This window comes from Candidatus Methanoperedens sp. (assembly GCA_012026795.1).
Lineage (GTDB): Archaea > Halobacteriota > Methanosarcinia > Methanosarcinales > Methanoperedenaceae > Methanoperedens.
This window is the reverse complement of record VEPM01000010.1, coordinates 30,117-51,290: the sequence shown is the minus strand read 5'-3', so window position 1 is coordinate 51,290 and position 21,174 is coordinate 30,117. Positions and strand designations below refer to the sequence as shown.

The 21,174-nt window shown below is 42.3% G+C and carries 11 protein-coding genes; 7 read left to right on the top strand and 4 right to left on the bottom strand.

Annotated features, from left to right (window positions below):
- The first annotated feature begins 80 nt into the window (after positions 1–80).
- From FIB07_05360 to FIB07_05350, 3 genes are all read left to right on the top strand, one after another.
- Complete coding sequence (locus FIB07_05360) at positions 81–809, top strand: 4Fe-4S ferredoxin (protein NJD52279.1); 729 nt, start codon at positions 81–83, stop codon at positions 807–809.
- Positions 810–891: 82 nt separating this feature from the next.
- The gene (locus FIB07_05355) at positions 892–2,766 is read left to right on the top strand and encodes a phosphoadenosine phosphosulfate reductase (GenBank protein ID NJD52278.1); all 1,875 of its coding nucleotides are present in this window, start codon (positions 892–894) and stop codon (positions 2,764–2,766) included.
- 64 nt (positions 2,767–2,830) lie between these two features.
- Entirely contained in the window at positions 2,831–4,159 is a 1,329-nt protein-coding gene (locus FIB07_05350; GenBank protein ID NJD52277.1) for a DeoR family transcriptional regulator, read from the top strand.
- Here the strand turns inward: FIB07_05350 and arcC are convergent.
- Entirely contained in the window at positions 4,137–5,078 is a 942-nt protein-coding gene (gene arcC, locus FIB07_05345) for a carbamate kinase (protein ID NJD52276.1), read from the bottom strand. The genes FIB07_05350 and arcC overlap by 23 nt on opposite strands.
- 118 nt (positions 5,079–5,196) lie before the next feature.
- Between arcC and cooS the strand changes: the two genes are divergently transcribed.
- Positions 5,197–7,254, top strand: a complete 2,058-nt coding sequence (gene cooS / locus FIB07_05340) for an anaerobic carbon-monoxide dehydrogenase catalytic subunit (protein NJD52275.1) — start codon at positions 5,197–5,199, stop codon at positions 7,252–7,254.
- 6 nt (positions 7,255–7,260) lie between these two features.
- Here cooS and FIB07_05335 read toward each other — a convergent pair whose 3' ends face one another.
- Positions 7,261–8,160, bottom strand: a complete 900-nt coding sequence (locus FIB07_05335; protein NJD52274.1) for an rRNA biogenesis protein — start codon at positions 8,158–8,160, stop codon at positions 7,261–7,263.
- A 401-nt stretch (positions 8,161–8,561) separates the two neighbouring features.
- Between FIB07_05335 and FIB07_05330 the strand changes: the two genes are divergently transcribed.
- The 3 genes from FIB07_05330 (at position 8,562) to FIB07_05320 (ending at position 20,288) form a co-directional block, all read left to right on the top strand.
- Positions 8,562–12,653, top strand: a complete 4,092-nt coding sequence (locus FIB07_05330) for a PGF-pre-PGF domain-containing protein (protein ID NJD52273.1) — start codon at positions 8,562–8,564, stop codon at positions 12,651–12,653.
- Positions 12,654–12,816: 163 nt separating this feature from the next.
- Entirely contained in the window at positions 12,817–18,846 is a 6,030-nt protein-coding gene (locus tag FIB07_05325; protein NJD52272.1) for a hypothetical protein, read from the top strand.
- Positions 18,843–20,288, top strand: coding sequence for a PGF-pre-PGF domain-containing protein (locus FIB07_05320; GenBank protein NJD52271.1), 1,446 nt, complete (start codon positions 18,843–18,845; stop codon positions 20,286–20,288). Before FIB07_05325 ends, FIB07_05320 begins: the two co-directional genes overlap by 4 nt.
- A 47-nt stretch (positions 20,289–20,335) precedes the next feature.
- Here the strand turns inward: FIB07_05320 and FIB07_05315 are convergent, their stop codons facing one another.
- On the bottom strand, positions 20,336–20,902 hold the full coding sequence (locus FIB07_05315; protein ID NJD52270.1) for a DUF2334 domain-containing protein: 567 nt from the start codon (positions 20,900–20,902) through the stop codon (positions 20,336–20,338).
- Positions 20,893–21,123, bottom strand: a complete 231-nt coding sequence (locus FIB07_05310) for a hypothetical protein (GenBank protein NJD52269.1) — start codon at positions 21,121–21,123, stop codon at positions 20,893–20,895. Before FIB07_05310 ends, FIB07_05315 begins: the two co-directional genes overlap by 10 nt.
- Between the last annotated feature and the right edge of the window lie 51 nt (positions 21,124–21,174).

Sequence of the window (21,174 nt, the reverse complement as noted above, 5' to 3'; positions counted from 1 at the left end):
TTACTATAAAATACTTATATATTCTTATTATTTATAACCAAAATCCTTATAAGTTATAAAATCAATTATTACCTGATAATATGAATAGAGATATTGTTTTTATAGATGAGGAGAAATGTACCGGCTGCGGTTTGTGTATTCCTAACTGTGCTGAAGGTGCGATAAAGTTGATCAACGGGAAAGCAAAACTGGTCGATGACAGGTTTTGCGATGGCCTCGGTGCTTGCCTGGGACACTGCCCGCAGGATGCGATCACCATAATAAAAAGGAACGCGCCCGAATTTGATGAAGAAGCAGTAAAAAAACACCTCAAGGCTTCGCCCGAAATTGTTGGGAAGAAAGCTGAAAAGAAAGCCGAAAAGAATATCCCATGCGGCTGTCCCGGAAGTATGGCAATGGATTTGAGAAGCGAGAAAAAGGCTCCTGTAGCCCAGGGGCGGCAAAATGCAGAATTGAGACAGTGGCCTGTGCAGCTTATGCTTGTTTCACCGGATGCATCGTATTTTAAAGACGCTGACCTGCTCGTAGCTGCGGACTGCGTACCTTTCGCATATCCCAATTTCCATTCAGACTTCCTCAAAGGAAAGTCGTTGATAATCGGATGTCCGAAGCTTGATGATGCACAATACTATGTCGAAAAGCTGACAGAGCTTATCAAGAAAAACAATATTAAAAGTATTACGCTTGTTAATATGGAAGTCCCCTGCTGTTTCGGGTTGCAACGAATCGTTGAGGAAGCCGTAGGTAAGTCGGGGAAGATCCTGCCCATCAGACAGACAGTGATAACGATACGGGGAGAGAAGCAATAAAATTTTTATTTTATAATGTATTATTTATAAAAATTGTTGCCTGTATCACCATATATATACTACCATCACCAAATGAGGAACCATGCCCCATTATCTTGGCGAACTCCTGCTATACTGGTGTCCTTCCTGCAATCTTCCGGTACTCGGGAAAACCTGTGCCTGCGGCCAGGCCACAAAAAAAATTGAAATAACGCCTCCGGGTGACATCAGGCCGGCTTTTCCATACGATATAAATCTCATCAACAGCACAACAGAAAAACAATTCGGCATTAAACTAATCCCTGAAGGCCATCTTGTAGTCCTGAACAAGGCTCCTTATGAAGACAGGATGGATGAAGTGATTTTTGACGGCGCAGTCATGGGTTCTATCAGATTTGAACTTGAAAAAACGAACTGGGTATTCATTCCAAGGCTTGAGGGAGCAGGGCGTCTTGCGAACGGGACAAAATGCGTAGTTATCGATAAAGGGGCTGTTAATTTTATTATGAAAGGTGCATCTGTGCTTGCACCCGGCGTTAACGAGGCAAACCCCGGTATCGTAGAAGAGGATGAGGTAATTATCCTGACTCCTGAAAATGAAGTGATTGCTACCGGAAGGGCAAGGATGAGCGCCCGGAGGATGCTTACTCATGAAAAAGGCATTGCCGTTAAAACACGGTGGCACGATAAACCGCGCGCTATGGAGCAACCCACAGAACAGGCAAAAACCTGGGATGATGCAGTCCAGGCGAATATCCATATTCTTCGAACACGTGAAGAAAAAGCTCACAGTTTTATAAAAAATGTGATTGAAACCCAGAAAAGACCTGTGACTGTTTCATATTCAGGCGGGAAAGACAGTCTTGTCACGCTGCTTCTTGTGCGTGATACCTCAACTGATTTTGATATCCTGTTCGCTGATACTGGCCTGGAATTCCCTGAAACCGTAGAAAATGTCAGGCAAACAGCAAAGGAGCTTTTTTTACCATTAAAAATCCATTCATCAGGTGATTCATTCTGGCAATCCATAGATAATTTCGGGCCTCCGACCGTGGAAGCAAGATGGTGCTGCAAAGTCTGCAAACTCGGGGCGATCACGCAGGTCATAGAACAAAACTATGAGAATGGCTGCCTCACATTCATCGGGCAGCGAAAATATGAGAGCCAGATCAGGGCCGACAGTGAGCATATATGGAAAAACCCTTCTGTCGGAAACCAGATAGGAGCCACCCCTATCCAGAACTGGACTGCGCTTCACGTGTGGCTCTACCTTTTCTGGAAAAAAGCAAAATACAACCCATTGTACGAAGAGGGATTTGACAGGATCGGATGCTGGCTTTGCCCTTCAGCAAGCATGGCTGATTTCTCGCGATTGTCCCGGATACATCCTGAATTAAGTGAAAAGCTTGAAAAATATCTTAAAAGTTATGCCTCCCGTAACGGATTGTCCGATGAATGGGTAAAATACGGTTTCTGGCGCTGGCAGGTACTCCCTAAATCAATTGGTATGATAGCGCAAAAGTTGGGGATAAACATTGTCCCGGAAAATGAAAAAAAACCCGCCCAATTCACATTGGCTGCGGGATACCGCCCCTGCAAAGCAGGAGGAATCACGGCAGAAGGTAGTTTCGGAACTCCTTTGAATCTTTCACTTATTGAAGAATCAGGCTTCATGACCATGATCGGTGAAACAAATTCAATTGAAGGAGTGATCCTTGCTTCACAAAATGAGAATAATGTTCATGTATATGCAAGCGGGACAGTGGTTGCACGAGGCGGGAATGAAGATGAAGCCAGGGAATTAATACAACTTGCGCAAATATCAATAAGGCGGGCAGTGTTATGCACAGGGTGCGGCGTGTGCGTGGGCAAGTGCGCGGCGCGGGCAATAAGCGTAAACGGGACTGCAAGGATAAGTGAGAAATGTACCCGTTGCGGGAAATGCACATGGTCGTGTCCTGTTGTGAAGTTCGGATGACGAATAACAAACATTTATTACTATTAATTACTAATATTGCCTAAAATAGTAATTAGTAGTAAACATGAAAATTCCTGAGAAACCACCATCATCAAAAATTGAAGAAAATGAATTTGATGAGATTAAAAAATATCTGGAGAACAATGAATACAGGCAAGCGATTTTAGATATCTATGATAGGTATTTGTACTGGTCAGAATTAAAGCATAAAACAATTTCTCAACAAATCAAACCCGAAATTTTATGGAAAATTACTAAAATCCAGAGAAATTCTCACCCTGATATAATCAAATTAAGTGATATTAAAGGATTTGAATTTAAATATAACCTGACATCATATATTAATAAAAAATTACATGAATTTGATCTTAACTTAGGGGGAAAACTTGAAGGGGATATTATTCCGGAAGAAAATAAGAAACAGTATTTGATCGATTCAATTATGGAAGAAGCAATTGCTTCAAGCCAGCTGGAGGGGGCGGTTACTACCAGGGAACATGCCAAATCGATGCTAAGACAGGAAAGAAAGCCAGGAAATAGATCTGAACAAATGATCCTGAATAATTACAATACCATTAAAAAAATAAAACCATTAAAAAATAAAAAACTTACATCTGAATTAATTCTCGAAATTCATGCTTCTATCACAAAAGATACCCTGGATGATCCGGATAATGAAGGTAAATATCGGGCTACAAATGATATTTCTGTTGTTAATGTAAAAGGAGATATTGTTTATCACCCGCCGGACCATCAAAATATTGAACACTTGATGAATGAATTTTGTCATTTTGCCAATGAAAGTGATGAGATCAGATTTGTACATCCAATAATCAGGGCTTGCATATTGCATTTCTTGATCGGGTACATCCATCCATTTGTAGATGGGAATGGAAGGACTGCAAGAGCAATTTTCTATTGGTACCTGCTTTCAAGGAATTATTGGTTAATAGAGTATATGTCTATTTCAAGAATTATCATTAAATCTCGTGCACAATATGCAAGAGCATATTTGTTTACTGAATTTGATGAAAATGATTTAACCTATTTCATAAAATATCAGCTGAAAACAACAGAATCAGCATTCCAGGATCTTAAAAATTATATTGCACAGAAAATACAGGAAAAAACCGAACTTTATGATTTCAGGAAAATAAAAAACATCAATGAAAGACAAATTTACATATTAAAATATTTATCAGATAATCCTAAATTTACATTTACAATAAAGGAAATGCAAAATAAATTTAACACTGCTTATGAAACAGCAAGAAAAGATATTCTGTATTTACAAGATAAGGGACTTTTAGAAAAAACAACATCAGGAAAAAAGAAATTGGTATATTATCGCTCAAAAGGATTTGATGAGATTATCGAAGATTTAATTCAGTAGCAATAACTCTCGTCCCGGCTTTTCCTGCCAGCGCATCAAGTGCCTTATCAAGGCTTGATATGATCGCAGATTTTCCGCCCGATTTTATGAACCCGATAGCTGCAAGGACTTTTGGTTCCATGCTCCCTTTTCCGAAATGTCCCTCTTTTATGTATTGCTCGCCCTGCGAAATTGTTATTTCATGAAGGTCGACCTGGTTGCTTTTCCCATAATTCAATGCTGCATTTTCAACATCCGTAAGGATCAATAAAGTGTCTGCACCGACATCTTTTGCCATCAGGCTTGCTGTCATGTCTTTATCAATTACGGCTTCAACCCCTGCAAGTAAACCGTTTTTCCGGATAACGGGGATACCTCCCCCGCCTGCTGCAATAACCAGTACACCTTCGTAAATGAGCTTCATGATAGCAATTTCTTCTACAATTTCAAGCGGTAATGGTGAAGGAACGACCCTGCGGTATCCTTTTTTATCGTGTATCATCTTAATGCCCCGTGCCATCATCATTTTTGCTCTGTCTTCAGGATAATAAAGACCGATCGGCTTTGTGGGATTCTGAAATGAACCGCATGATCCATCAACTATCACCTGTGTCAGGATTGTCACTACCTCTTTTCTGATCCCGATTTCCGATAACATGTTAGTAAGAGATTGCTGCAGTGAATAACCAAGCATACCCTGTGTCTGGGCGCCACAGGTATCAAGAGGCTGGGGATGAACAAGCCCGCATTCTTCCTGCATCGCCAGGATATTTCCAATCTGGGGACCGTTGCCGTGCGTCAAAATTACTTCATAGCCTTCACTGATTATCCGGGCGATCTCCCTGCATGTCCGGTTTATCAGTTCCTGTTGCTCTTCTGGATTTCCTTTTTCCGGATTTAATATTGCGTTTCCACCGATTGCTATTACTATCAGGCTCATAGGATAATTGAATGATCTTAATATACTTCAAATTTTGTTTTCAGTCATAAAAGTAACATGATATTTGTTTTATTTTTACACATCATCATAATAAGCATGATATGCATGTAGCACCTATATGGTCTTTAAAATACGTTTTAATTTTAACAGATATTTTGAAATTACCATGAAAAATAATGATCTAAAAAATCCGGATAATGCAACAAATGAAATGATCAGGCACGCACATGTGCTGGGAATAGAAACCATTTTTGACAGGAATGGAAATTATGGTGCCGGGGAATGCAAGAAAGCAAAATGTAATTTCGGTTCAAGAGGGATATGCTGCAAGCAATGTATGCTGGGACCATGCAGGATTTCAGGCCGTTCCTTAAAAGGAACATGTGGTGCAAGTGCTGATACTATTGTGGCACGAAATCTTCTCATGATGATAGGAAGAGGTACTGCTGCACATTCATCCCATGCCCTGCATGTGGCATCAACATTACTCAAGACAATCCGGAACAATACATCATTCAGGATAAAAGAACCGATGAAATTAGAATCGGTCGCAAGGAAAATCAATTGCAGCGAACATGGGGTCAAAGCCATGGGTACAACTGTCGCAGAACTGGCAATATCCGATATCATGGGCGATGAAAAATATATGAGGTTTGCCATGTCATATTATCCTCCCGATGTTATCAGGAATCTTTCAAATCTTGGAGTAATGCCAGGGTCGGTTGGAAGGGAATTGCTCGATTCCGGGCATGAAACCTCTATGGGCACTATGGCTGATCCCACAGGGTTCGTACTCCATGCGGCAAGGCTGGGTATAGCTGATATTTCATCACTTATCATAAGTGCGGAATTACAGGATGTGCTTTTTGGCACACCAAAAATAGTCTCTTCAAAGATCGGCTTTAATGTGCTTGAAAAAGATAAAGTGAATGTGGTAATCCAGGGTCATGTCCCGCTGCTTTCAGAGAAGATCATTGAATTTTCAGATGACCCCGGACTCGTTGAAAAAGCAAGATCCCTTGGTGCCAGCGGCATAAATGTAGTGGGCTGCTGCTGCACGGGGAATGATGCATTGATGAGACATGGAATTCCGATTGCAGGAAGCAATATTCACCAGGAACTTATAATCGCCACAGGAATTGCCGAAGCCTTAGTCGTTGATGTCCAGTGTATTTATCCCAATATTGAGAATGTTGCAAAGCATTTTCATACAAAGATCATATCAACTATGAAAGAAGCAAGATTCAAAACCGCATACCATATACCTTTCGATGAAGAAAATGCAGATGACGCTGCAAAAAGCATCCTTAATGCAGCGATTGAGAATTTCCCGAAAAGGGGGCATAAAATCTTCCTGCCAGAAGAAAAGTCTCATGACCTGATGGCAGGTTTCTCGGTTGAGAATATTCTTGGTGTTCTTGCTACAATAAATCCGCAAGACCCGTTCAGACCATTAATAGAACATATAAAGTCAGGAGATATAAACGGGATTGTTCTTATGGCAGGCTGCATAAGCCCGGAAATGACCGAATCCAGCCAGGTGATAATCGTAAAAGAATTACTAAAGCAGAACGTACTTGTTTTCTCAACAGGATGCGCTGCGCAGTCATGTGCAAGAGGAGGACTTCTTACACCTGATGCTACAATGGAATTTGCAGGCGATAAATTAAAAAGAGTATTGAAATCGCTTGGTGATGTAGCAGGGAAGCCGCTTCCTCCTGTATGGCATTTCGGGAGTTGCGTTGACAATTCAAGGGCGATCATCCTGGCAATTGCACTTGCACAGAGGATGGGAATATCATTAAAAGACCTGCCTATAGCTGCATCAGCTTCCGACTGGGTGGCTGAAAAGGCCGCTGCAATAGGAGCAGGCACAGTAGCGCTGGGCATTACGGTTCACCTGGGGAGAGCCCCGCCAATTCTTGGAGGACCCGAAGTTGTTACTTTACTGACCCGGAAATCAGAGGAAATATTTGGCGCAGGGTTCATTATTGAAGAAGACCCGATAAAAGCATCGCAACTGCTTCTTTTACGCATAGGGAATGCAAGGAAAAAGCTGGGTCTGTGTTCGGATATTGGCATACATGGCTCACAGCAGCTAGATAAAAAGGATATTTCGATCTCCCAGAATAAATCCCCTAATCCTCAAAATCCGATACCCCTGCCGACATATTAATAGTAATTATTTCTTTTGCCTTGTAGGTTTTTTCCTGATAGCATCAACCTTTAACATTAATTCCCGCTGCAAATCTTCTTTTACATCGCCTGAATAAAGGTCATATCTTGAAGCAAGGGATATTTTAGCTGCAAGCACCCGTGCGATCTTCCCGCGCTGCCATTTTGGGGCAGTATTGATGATCGGATGCCTGAAAATAACACCATGTTTCGGTGATGGGGCTTTACCCTTCAGGTGTTTGAAAAGCGCATTGTTCGCACCTATTACCTGTATCGTGCCAGAAGGCATGGAAGCAAGCTTTTCAAGGCTCCCTGCGATACTTAACAGGCGCGCCCCGAGTATATGTCCTGTGATACTTGTTATATTTGGCGCTATCAGCGGCATGTTTTCTTTCAGGTATTCTTCGATACGGTTTCGTGTTTCATACAATGCCACAAGGCTCAAAGAGAAGCTTTGCATTATTTCCAGGTCAGCGGCTCTTCCCTGTTCGTCCATCTCAATAATTTTTCGGGCAAGTTCTTCACCTTTCAAAATCGTATCCTCAAAATTCATGATGTACCATTCCTTCAATCTTTCTGAAAGGACGTTACCTGTCTCATTAAGATCATCGATAGCTTCAACAGCAGCGATTATCCGCCTGTCGGGTGTCACGGTTTGAGCAACCTGTTCTTTTGCAAGCATGATTTCGAGTTCATGGAGCAATTTATCATATTCATCACCCGAACCTGCAAAACCATATTTTATAGCCAGTCTGCGAAGGTCCGAACCTGCGACATTTCCTCTTAACAGGAGGGGTTCATGGAGGAGTCGTTTAGTGATTGAAGAAAGGTCTTTCGGGAATATTTCGGCACTTATGATGGTGTTATTTTCTACATTGAAAATACCGAACCATGTTCGAATTTGCATGGGCCTGTATCTTACCTGAAAGTACTAAAACTTTCATAATTATGAAATTACGTTTGGAATAAACACAACATTTACATATTTTATATATAATAAATATAGTTATTATGGTCAATGAATAAAGGAACCACAGATATATAAATTGTTGCGCGCCCAAAATCATGACGCTTATCTGTGTTAATCTGTGTTCATCTGTGGTTAATATGCCAGATGAAACAAAAGCATCAAAAATTAGCGCGCCTGAAAGAAAACTGGTTTTTGTTATTCTGATTGATCGCATACAGGATTAATTGTTAAACGTTCTGAAAGATTGAAAAAATGTTGCATAAGATTATTAAGGGGAAAGAACATCATTAATTGGTAATTATCATAGTTATTATCATTGATTAACTGGAGGGATTTTAATGTCAAATTATAAAAAAACATTAACAATAACATTAATAATATCTTTCTTCCTGATAATTTTAATTATATCTGCAAGCTCAAGTCCGGTTCCGGATAATTTAGATCGCGACGATAACAATGCTATTCTCTTAAAGAACGCAAGAATTGATACATCCCTCCCGCAGCCCTCAAAAGTTGTTCAGAATACTGCTATTTCGCAAAATCAAATTGATGAGAATGGGTACTATCTCGTACAATTCAAAGGATACACAAAAGAGGAGTGGAAGCAGGCTTTGCGCGCTTCGGGCGCAGTCCTGTATGATTATGTTCCCAATAATGCTTTTATAGTCATGATGAATTCATCTGTAAAATCACAGGTGGAGGCGCTGGATCCGGTGAAGTGGGTCGGGATATATGAGCCAGGATACAGGATAAGCCCCGCGCTTTCCTCATCATCCGGAATTATGGGACAAGAGCCAGTAAATGAAAATATTACGGTTCTCCTGTTTGATGCCGCGGATAACCAGCGTGTATCGGATGAAACAACAGGACTTGGCGGCGAAATAATCAGTAATTCAGGGGACAGGATCAGGGTCAGGATAACAAAAACGAAGGTTCCTGATGTTGCACGGATAAACGGGGTGAGCTGGATAGAAAAATATGTGCAGCCTGTTCTTATGAATGATGTTGCGGCCAATATAACAACAGCATATTCTGTCAGGAATACGCATGGGTTGACTGGCGCGGGGCAGATCGTGGCTGTGGCTGATACCGGGCTGGATATGGGAGTTAACGATGCAACGATGCACGATGATATTGAAGGAAGGATTGCAGCTTTGCATGCCTGGTGGTCTGCCTACGGAGATAGCGGTGCAGAGGATAATAATGGTCATGGAACTCATGTCACAGGATCAATTCTTGGAAACGGTTCACAATCAAATGGTAAATATACAGGTATGGCGCCTGAAGCTCGCCTTGTATTTCAAGCTATGGAGTATGATGGGCCAAATCCCTCAATGAATGGGAAGTTGATTTTCCCTATTGACCTTTCCTCACTTTTTCAGGAAGCATACAATGATGGAGCAAAAATTCATAGTAACAGTTGGGGATTAAGTGATCTATTCGATCCACCATTTGGTGATTACATTTCTGATTCTCAATATGTTGATAGTTTCATGTGGGATAATCCTGATATGCTTATTGTTTTTGCAGCGGGAAATGAAGGGGTTTCAGGAGGTAATACGGTTCTTCCTCCGGCTACTGCAAAAAATGCAATTGCGGTTGGGGCATCAGAGAATCTCAGGATTGAAGGAGGATTTTACTCTGACAATGTGAATGACATTGCTTACTTTAGCAGTAGGGGATTCACTGATGATAACAGGATAAAACCGGATGTCGTGGCGCCAGGAACTTATGTTATTTCTACACGGTCAAGCAAACCAAGTGCTTCATATTCCTGGGGTGTTTTTGATTCATATTATGCGTATGACAGCGGCACAAGCATGGCAACGCCGATAGTTGCAGGCACAGCAGCACTTGTAAGGCAGTATTATGTTAACAACAAGTCCATTTCACCTAGCGCCGCACTGATAAAAGCAACACTAATAAATGGTGCTATTAATATGAGTTTGCCAAAGAATGCCCAGGGCTGGGGGCGTGTGGATATCGAAAATTCCCTGTTCCCGGCATTGCCGCGAATTATGCGATATTATGATAATAGCACAGGACTGAGCACTTGGCAATACTGGAATGTAAGTTACGAAATCAGCAATAGCTCCGAGCCATTTAGAGTAACTCTTGTATGGTCAGATTATCCTGGAGTTCCTTATGCAGGTATTACACTCGTGAATAACCTTGACCTGACAGTAACAGGCCCCAATGGGACGTATTACGGGAATGGTGCGCCGGATATCAGGAACAATGTAGAACAGGTCGAACTGGTATCCCCACCGCTTGGGCTATACACAATAAGAATAAATGGGACAAATATTCCCCAGGGACCCCAGCCCTTTGCTCTTGTAATTTCAGGGGCACTGGATTTTCTTCCTCCTTCTGCAAGCAATGAGTTCCCCACTAATAATTCATACACGAATAACAACACTACAAATGTAGCAGTAAACATAACCGATACTGTTTCAGGAGTGAACCTTTCCTCAACAGAAATGATAATTAATGGTTCTTATGTCTCTTTTTCAAATACTCCCATATCTAATGGATACAGGATACAGAATGTAACGACTGTTCCTTATAGCGATGGACGGGTTAATATATCAATAAATGCCACAAATAACGACTCAAAATCGCTGATTTATTCATGGTCTTTTATTGTAGATACAAAAGCCCCGTATGTAACCATCAACCCGGTCTCCTACCAGCGCGGTACAGCAGCAAAAACAGGCGGCATAATACAGCTAAATATCTCTGCGGTCGATCCTTCAGTCAACTCCACTTCATCAGGTCTGAAAAATGCATCTGTGAATGTGTCTTTAATAAACAACACAGGAATAATAACGCTCACTAACAATTCAGGTTTCTGGAAGGGAAATGTAACATTAGATAGATCAGTAGATGATGGGAATTATTCCCTGAATGTCCTATTTTCCGATAATGCAAGCAACATCAATAGCAGCGAGTACATTAACGTTTCAGTTGACAACACACCCCCTTCAGTAACTGATGTTTCCGTTTCATCAGTATTTGTGAATGTAACAGACTCCGTAAATATTACAGCGAACATCACTTCTGGCGACCTGGGAAGTGAAGTCAATGCAAGTGAAGTTTTCTCACGTGTGACATATCCGAATGGCACGTCAATAAATTATCCTATGAATCCTGGCAATGGCAATTTATCCTATTACAATTTCACTGATACAGTACAATACGGCCGCTTTAATGTAACCATAATTGCGAACGATACTACAGGGAACACGAACAGCACCCGGATAAAACAATTCGTTACTGTTCTCATGACAATTAATACAAGTGTGGAAACAAACGCAAATAATGATACTGTAGTATATGCTCCCGCATCCAACACAACGCTGCGCTTATTCACCTATAACACAAGCTATGGCGCAATAAACATTACACAATCGCGGGTAAATATCTCATCACCGGAACTTAATATCACAAATCCCGGCATATATGTGCTTGTAAATGCAAGCCAGGAAATCCGGAATAACCTGACGTATGTAGTTCTCTCAGTAAATTATACGAATGCAGATGTAAGCTCTTTTGTGGAGAGTTCTTTACGATTATACAGGTGGAATACCACCTCATCCCTGTGGGATAAACTTTCCGGCCCGGGTTCACCTTCATACGTAAATGATGCTGGCGTAGATACTATCAATAATTTTGTCTGGGCCAACCTTACAAACCTTAGCGAATTTGCAATAGGTGGCAACCTTTATACACCGCCATCACAGCAAACCGTTTCATCAGGCGGCGGAGGCGGAGGTGGAGGCGGGGGCGGCGCTTCAGGTGAAAATTATTCCAATATCGAAGTAACTGAAAAATACGACCTGTCGATCTATAAAGACAAAGTGACTTCCTACATGTTCAAGAACAACAGCAATCCTGTAATGTTTGTTAATATTACAGGTAATACCAGTTTTGGTGATATAACTGCAAGCATAGAAGTCCTCAGGTCTAATTCAACAATGGTAAAGAATAAACCCCCGGGAAATATATATAAAAATATTAATATCTGGGTAGGATCATCAACTTTTAACAGGCCAAAAAATATAAAAGAAGGTATTATCAGGTTCAGGGTATTGAACTCATGGCTTGATAGCAACAGTATCACAAACATCAAAATGGTCATGTGGGATGGCAGCGATTGGAGAGAGCTTGAAACAAATGAGGTTACAAAAGATAACATTTATTCATATTACGATGCCAGTACCCGGTCATTTGCAAATTTTGCAATAACAGGAACAAGAGGCACAGAAACGCAATTTTCATCGTCTTCATCTTTCAAAAATGTGGAACCCGGTCCAGCTGAAAATGTTACGCTGGTCGCAGGTCCGGATAAGAAAGCGCCAGGCTTTGAAATTAGTACCCTGGTATTATTGTGTTATGTGTTTTTCCTGTCCAGGCAACAGAGAAAATGAGACAGCGGGCAATATCAACCTACTCATGGAAGGCTTTAGTTAGATAACCGATAACTTTATTAATCATTACCATAATTATTATGATGTGATGATGTCCCATTAACCGTTAAAAAGGCTTTATGGAACAGTATGAAAAAAACTTGACTGATGAGGACGTATTATTATGACAGGTTATGGTAAGAGAACACATTTGAATAGCATGATACCAAGATCGGTTTTACTTGCTATGATTATTTTTGTGATGTTAATATTGATGAATCCTGTGGCTTTAGCAACATCAATTCAAAAATTCGGAATAGATTCAAGAACATACGCTTCAGGAGATCTCATAAGTATTTCAGGGGAAATACTCGATGGCAATTCATCTGGCCAGGTAAAAATAGTCATCTGGCAGGGTGATCAATTTCCGGAACCTGCAAATGAAACCGCAAATACAACTATTTACGCAGTTGACGGTTTGTTCTCCACTACAATACCAGCGCCTTCGAGTTCGGGGGAATACACGATCGCGGCTGTTGATACAGGATCAGGTATAATTTCTCCATGGCTTAATTTCAATGTTCTTGGGATAAATGATCCCAAAACCATAAAAATCGTCCTGACTGAAAGCAATGTCCTTACAGTCCCGCTTTCAGATGACCTGAATATTCCGAACATCACCGGGCCGCTTGCTTCAGGAAAAACCGGCGGAAATATCAGCTTTAATGGCAATACATATTATTTCCTTGTTTCTGATGATAATATTGCCTATTTAGACGATGATTCTGATATGAACCTGACATCAGACACCTCAGGGAATGCAGTTGTCGGAAACCTTGTAGAAGGTTCAAAGATCAAATTGAATACCAGCACCTATACTATTATTTATATTCATAATGAAACCCAGATAGTTCTTGCCCGTCCGGTCGTCCCCTCATTTTCAGGGGGCCAATCCGTAAATGTGACACTACTTGCAATAAACGCCACAAATATCCCTCTTGACAGCATAGTCATTCCACTGAACTTCATTAAGAGCGACGGCACCTCCACTACGACCAACGTGACAACGAACATAAACGGAATAGGGACAACAAACATCAGCGTACCCACAGAGGCAGGTGTCAATCACCTTATTGCAGGAAATGTCGGCCACCTGTCTTTTGTAGTAGATCCTGTGGAAATGTTCGGGGATCTGCTTTCCCAGGAGAATAAAGCCAAACATACTTTTTCCAGGAGTGAAACGTTCATTGCAGTTGCTTACCTGAAGAACAGGTCAAGCGGTGAACCCATATCCACTGCAGCGGTGACCGCTTCCATCTCAGGACCATCTATGAGCTATAATCTTACATTGGCCTATGACAGTTCTACAGGCTCATATATGGCCAATTATACTATTCCAGCCGATGCTCCTCTTGATACGTATAACGTAAAATACAAAGCAGTTATAGGCTCGCAGACACAATATGCCTATACCAATTATAACCTGAAAGCATACGATCTCTTCCTGAAAGCCGTTTCAAAAGAAAACGATGAAAGCGATGGTTTTGCACCCGGAAAAGAAGCGTTTCTCCTGCTTGCCGGGACCGACCTTGGAAATGGCATCAGGCTGGACATCAATAACATGACAGGTGGTCTTGATCGTTCACAATTCAAATTGAATATCACGAATGATCGCGGAAAGTCTGAAAATACGAACTGGGCTGTCATGAATCTCACAACATTTTATTCATATAAGAATGTGCCAGTAGATGTCCAGGATGAGATCAAGCGGAAAATGGGTGATAACGTAACTATCATTAACTTTACAGCGCCTGCATCCAATGGCATATACGATATTGTTGTACAGGTGAACCTGACACAGTGGACAATAGTAAAGACCAGTATTTCCGTACAGGATATTTTCGTTCGCGGTGAACCCGTCAACAAGAATGGCTGGTTCAATCCCAGGATAGCTCCAGGAGCTTATGCAAGGCTACTCATAATGGCTTTTGATCCGTCAACTGGAGAACAACTGACAGCGGACAGGATAAATGACGCAGGGCTTGTGGAGGTATTTAGCGAAAGCGCAGACGATGTCGTAACCCAGTTTATGATGAACTCCACCCTGGAGACTATCGAAATCCCATATATGGGACAGGTAAAGGCATTAAAATTCCAGGTCAATGATTCATACCTGGGATTCCACTTTGTCAAGTTCTGGATAAACGCGACAGTCAACGGGACGTCGAAAACGGTGATCGGGAACGGCTGGTTCGATGAAAAATCATATACAATAATGGCAAGACCGGTCTATAACACAGGAACCGGGATGTTCAAAACATTCGGCGGGAATGACGACATCAACCTGTCAGTATATGTGGAAGACATGAGCGGGAATAATGTATCGGGTGCTTCTATTGAAGTCCAGAACGTGAGATATGGGATGACAGGGGAAAATGTGCCGTTAAATTCCTCACAGACTTCATTCACAACAGACAGCAACGGCATGGTAACAGTTACAATTGATCCCACAGGCACATTGAAATCCGGTTTTTATAACGTCAGGATTAAAATGACCACCCAGGAAGGTGTGACAGATTACGGAAATGGCTGGTTCGAAGTCCGCAATTTCATCTTCTTTGCATATTCAACTTCATGGGATGCAGCCGTAAATAAGCCGATCCAGTTCAGTTTGAATGCTTTTAACAGCAATTTCCAGAACAAGAGCGCAAATGTGACATTGACCAGGATAAACTCAATGGGCGATTGGGAAATGATGACCCCGCCATCCGTATTCAATGATACTGATGTCCTTATAGGACAGATCAATGGAACATATACTTATGAACATCCCGGCCTTTCTAAAGGCGGGGATTATGAATTCGTGTTCGAAGCGAACGACGGCTCTTCAACTGAAGTGGGATATGCATGGGTACATGTGACACCCTTCATTGCATGGATAGATACCTATGGGAAATATGAATTTTCAACATCAGGCTACCTGAATTTTACTGTAGTGGCATCAGGTGATAAATTCGGCGGTGCGATTTCGCACAATATCACCAACATCACTGTTGAAAAGGTGATGCAGGAAGGCATGCAGATGGCAATATATCGCAATAAGTCGCAGATGGCGGAGATTACAACGACCCAGCAAATGGCAGTCAACAGGATGAACGTCTCAGTCAACACAACAGGCTGGGGCCAGGGCGGTTATTCGATGATACTTAAAGCAAAGGACAACCAGAACAATGAAATATATACCCAGTTCTGGTTCCAGTTAAAACTTGCAAGTGTTACAGTCCCTGAGCTGATGCGAGTAACCATCAACGGGGGCCAATTCCATACAAATACGACCGCGATCAATGCTACCTCCGATATCATTGCAAATAGGGATAAATTCACATCGATCGGCGCAATTACAGCAGGAAAAGCCAGCAGCAGGAACTTCAGTGGGAACCCTGATGAGCGAGAGTTCACAATGATAGCGGGTAATGGTAATGACCAGGTCGTAGATATCTGGAATCACAGTCTTGTCCCGTACTTTGCAATGGCAGCCATTGATACTGTTAATAATACGGTTTATATGGAATTTGAAAACCAGAGTGAGCCACGGGACCAATACTACAACCTTTCGGACAATACAACGACCCAGGTCTTCAATGCGTCCGTGGGTGACAGCTTCACCGACTATACAGGAAGGACATGGGAGATAACTGAGATTACATCCGATGGCACAATAAAATTGCAGGGCATAAACACCCTGAAAAATGGGCTCATGGTAAGCCCGTCAGTGATGGCAGGAAGCAAATCCGGAAAGTTCCTTATGGGAAATATTTATGATGAGGAATGGAGAAATGTCGATCTTGACGGCGATGGCCAGTATTACGGCAATGAAAGGTACAATATCCTCATGCTGGATTCGGTAGATGCCGGGATATATGATAAAGTCTATATCAGCAACATATCAAACTTCTCATCCGGAACATACATAGATGCAAGCTCAGGCAACGGTGTACAATTCGGAGGAGACCCGATATACCTGCTTTCCAATAAATACACATCAGGCGCTTATATGCTTGATTTCACAACATACAGGAAAGGCTGGGGTGGAATGAATCTCGGGACATTTGCGAACGGCTCTGTCATCAAGATACCTGTCCTCGTTCTGGAACCGGACGGGACACCTGTATCAGGCAGCAATGTATCAATAGACTTCTTGATGGATGAGAGCAGGTTACATTATCCGCTTACCGGGGTCAATAGCACGACTGATTCAAAAGGACTTACCATAATATCAATAAACTCGACCGCCAATACTATGCCGACAGGGGCATGGATGATCTATTACAATGCCAGTATTGACGGCAGCTATGCCACGGCGGATGAAGACATGTTCTGGGAAATGCCCAGGTTCGAACTGAGGAACTTCATGGTAACAGGAGCCCTGGGTATTCCTGGAAGAATAGATCTAACTAAATTGAGCGATAATATTACTTCAGACGGCTTACCCGGAAATAACATGCTCCTTGGCTTTGGCGATGAGATCGAATTCCAGCGCGGCATAGGGACGTGGTGGAATGATGGTGCGAAATACCAGCTTGAGTATCCCTTTGAAAGATGGTATTTCAACAATACTACACAAGGATTCAATTATTCCACAGACTGGGGAACCACCATGTATCCGGGGAACGGAACTTTGATCAATTCAAGCAGTGCAAAGAATGTGATCACATACAATGTCACGTTGATCAATAAAACAGGTGATCATCTTATCCTGGGGCTTGGAATGTATGAATATCAAATGTGGTTGTTCAACGTTACGTCAATCGGGGCAGGCAGCACCACTATAAATATGTCATATAAAGGATGGCCGTGGACAATGCCAGGCGGCAGTCCAGGAGGCCCTGGACCTATCGTGCAGACATTCAGCACTGGCATGAATTGGTGGATCGGCGGTCTTGATTTCACGGTTGAAGCCATATATCAGAGTAACAATACAGTCGTCTTGAGATTGAACAGGCCGGTCCTGGTTGGAGAAGTAAACTCCGCGAGCGAATTGATGGATAACTATAATGCAAATGGCGAACTCGAGAAGATGCGCGGCTCGGTTAACAAAGTGACTTTCAATTCCATGGATTACCTCGTATATGGATATGAAGATAAAGCGCCCACATCGGCTGATGGGATGCAATTTGGCAGAGATACTATGGACCGTGTGCTTGTAGAGAACCTCACAAATTCAAGTTCAAATGTTTACCGCATTGGTGAACCAATCCCTGAACTGAATAATTATTATGCGGCCTCCGCTCCGGAATGGGGAGGAAGGCTGGTTCTATTGAACAATAGCACCACACAGGTTTTCCCCATACCGCAATGGGGAGCAGACGCCCCGATCTATTATACAGGAAAATTCAGCGATGAGGATATAGGTGCTGATCTTGCCACAATGGGTGGTGGAGGCGGCAACATGCCAGCAGGGAATATTAGTTCCGATAAAAGGTATTCGATATTAATGTTCGATACTATACCCAATGGCTTCAACTTCCCCACACAGGCCATGTATGATGATGACCCTGATCTTACACAACTGGAGGATTGGGGCGGGCAATCGCCTGCATCATATGATATGTATGGACCTGAAAGAGGATATGGCGACGCTTTCCCTATGGGCATGTTCGATCCGATGAATCCGATTTATGTGAACATGTCAGAAAGGGGATCATGGGACATCGGGACAGGCAACATGGAGAGCTACCCCATGGCGATCCCAACAATAAAGATCAATGGGACTCTCAGGGCAATGACATTTATCCAGAAGCAGGATTTCGATAAGAATGACAGCATAACACTTTATGTTGCTGCGAAAGACTTCAAGGGCACGCCCATCAATGGAACCGCAGTTTTAACAAAGATAAAAATGTCTTTTGGCGGTTCTTTTAATAGAGGCCCCTTCGATGACCTTCCGAAAACATGGGATATTGCTAATGTCAATGTTACCCTCATCGAGGGTGAAGGGCTGATAAGAGTAAATGATTCCGAAATGCCGGCTGATCTAAAAGCAGGAGGAAGCCATGACTTCAGTTTCGGCGAATTCACGGCATTCATTGATGTGACCGATAATGATAATGCAGGCAGGACTGAGACATTGAAGAAGAATTTCTATATAATGGATAAAGATGCGCCCAAAGGAGGGCCTGGCGGCAGTGGCGGTGGCGGCGGAGGAGAAAAATGAGGACGATCTGTATGAAACAACAAATTATCGTATCCATGATGCTATTGATTCTTGCGATCCCGGCATCATCGGCAGTTGCGACAATAACTATTGGAGCGATCAGTTATGATAGTACGGTAGTAAAGGATGAGAGTATAACAGTTTCATCATCTGTGACTGCATCGACTGTGACGGGAACACTGACCGTGGATGTAACACTGACAGATAACTCGGGATTGTTCAATATCCCGACACCTGTCCAGCAATTGCAGTTCACGACCAATGGCACAAAAGCAATCTCATGGACGATAACGGCAACAAGCTCCGGAACGAACGCAGCTCCGTTTACTATCACGGGATCAGGCGACGACGGGAGTAACGGGGTAAGATCCTCAACTTCCGCGGTCACCGTAAAAGACAGGCCGGTCATTTCAATATCCGCCTCCTCAAATGTATCTTCAATAGCAACAGGAGGCTATGCTTCTGTAAGCTATGTTGTTTCAAATGACGCCTCCGTTGGCGCTTCGGATGCCACGAATGTTAATGTGACACTTGTATTGCCAGCCGGATGGAGCCTTTCTTCCGGAACTAATCCATATGCTCTTGGCTCTATTGCGCCAGGGGCCTCCACGTCAGGTTCATGGACCGTAAGGGCGACCTCTCCGGCCGCATCCAACACATTCACATTAAATGCCATCTCTTCCATCCCGGGAGGAACAGAATCCGGAACAGTATCTATCACAGGTCCTTCCGGCAGCGGGGACAGTGGCAGTTCTGGCGGGGGAGGCGGTGGAGGAGGCGGCGGAGGCAGATCAGGTGAGAATGTATCAAATATCGAAGTGATCGAGAAATATGATATGCAGATATCAAAAGATGCTCTTACCACCTATAGGTTCACTGATAAAAAGAACCCGCTAATGTATGTCAATATAACAGGCAACACCACTCTGGGGATCATCACCACATCAGTAGAAGTATTGAAGAATACCTCGACACTTGTGAGCTTCCCGCCTGAGGGACTTGTATATAAGAATGCTAATATCTGGGTCGGAACTGCGGGCTTTGCAACTCCGAAGAATATCAGGGATGCTCTCATCAAATTCAGGGTTGAAAACTCCTGGATGAATGAGAACAGCGTTCAAAACAGCGCAATAGTTCTTGAGAAATGGGATGGAAGCAACTGGATACAGCTTGAGACAAAGTTCGTATCAAAGGATGACACCTACTCGATCTTTGAGGGCAGGACAAACTCCTTCTCACCCTTTGCAATAGTTGCAAAAGCAGGAGTTGCAGCAACAATCGCCCCCGCAACAACATCAGGCTCAAGTACAACCAGAGCGCCGGGAGCAGCAGGAACAGCGCCAGGCAAGGCGCCATCAGGTTCCCCGACATGGCTTATCGCAGTGATCGTAATCGTGATCATCGGGGCTGCGGTTTATTTCCTGGCCAGGAAGAAAAGATGAGAAATCATCTTTTCAACCTCGATAAAAAAGAGTAGTAAGTAAGATTCTTACTTACTTCCAAATGTTTTTGTTGTTGCATTCAATTTTAATAGTCCATCTAATATATTTTTAAAGCTATCAAGACCTCTATTATCGTAGTCTTGCGGATGGAATAATACTAAGCAAAAATTGGTTGCATCTAAGCTTTCTTTACAATCACTAATTACTTGGGTATCCGGAGTAATAGCTCCGTTATTACCATACTTTGTTGCTGTTGAATATCCCACTCTATACATACGGGTATCATATAGGTTATCCCAATACTGATTTCCCGCAGATAGATACTTAAATCCCAGTTCACTTAATGGGAATGTGCTATTATCATTGTATTCATTATTCGGTGGAATGAAAGTTACTGGATTTATCTTCAGTAGATCATAGAGTTTGTCTTTTCCTATTTTTGCTAATTTATACGTTTCATCTTCGGTTAAATTAAAAATCTCACTTTGAGTATGATATGTTCCATGTTGTGCAATTTCTACATGAGGATTATCTTTGATTGATAACAGATACTCATAAATTATCTTATCATCCTCTATGTGAGTGAAAGGAATTACGCCCAGAATCACTGACATATTCCTTTGTAAGTCCACCTCATTAAACGAATATTGTCAATATAATCAATATGCAAAAACGTATTATAAGGTTCTGATTCAGTAACAGTTATCGGGGCTAGTGTTACAGCAGGAACTGATGTTTTATCGTATTTTTCTAATGCTTGAATATTTTCTCTTGAAATGCAACCACTGAGCAAAATCATTACTATTAATATTAAAATTATATAATTCAATTTCACAACAATTCAACCACCTTGACTTGCCGGATTAACTTCCTAGTGTTTATCACT

What these genes read in the sequence shown, in the direction of transcription:
- FIB07_05360 (NJD52279.1), top strand. Translation starts at nt 81, where the DNA reads ATGAATAGAGATATTGTTTTTATAGATGAGGAGAAATGTACCGGCTGC.
- FIB07_05355 (NJD52278.1), top strand. Translation starts at nt 892, where the DNA reads ATGCCCCATTATCTTGGCGAACTCCTGCTATACTGGTGTCCTTCCTGC.
- FIB07_05350 (NJD52277.1), top strand. Translation starts at nt 2,831, where the DNA reads ATGAAAATTCCTGAGAAACCACCATCATCAAAAATTGAAGAAAATGAA.
- arcC (NJD52276.1), bottom strand. Translation starts at nt 5,078, where the DNA reads ATGAGCCTGATAGTAATAGCAATCGGTGGAAACGCAATATTAAATCCG.
- cooS (NJD52275.1), top strand. Translation starts at nt 5,197, where the DNA reads ATGGTCTTTAAAATACGTTTTAATTTTAACAGATATTTTGAAATTACC.
- FIB07_05335 (NJD52274.1), bottom strand. Translation starts at nt 8,160, where the DNA reads ATGCAAATTCGAACATGGTTCGGTATTTTCAATGTAGAAAATAACACC.
- FIB07_05330 (NJD52273.1), top strand. Translation starts at nt 8,562, where the DNA reads ATGTCAAATTATAAAAAAACATTAACAATAACATTAATAATATCTTTC.
- FIB07_05325 (NJD52272.1), top strand. Translation starts at nt 12,817, where the DNA reads ATGACAGGTTATGGTAAGAGAACACATTTGAATAGCATGATACCAAGA.
- FIB07_05320 (NJD52271.1), top strand. Translation starts at nt 18,843, where the DNA reads ATGAGGACGATCTGTATGAAACAACAAATTATCGTATCCATGATGCTA.
- FIB07_05315 (NJD52270.1), bottom strand. Translation starts at nt 20,902, where the DNA reads ATGTCAGTGATTCTGGGCGTAATTCCTTTCACTCACATAGAGGATGAT.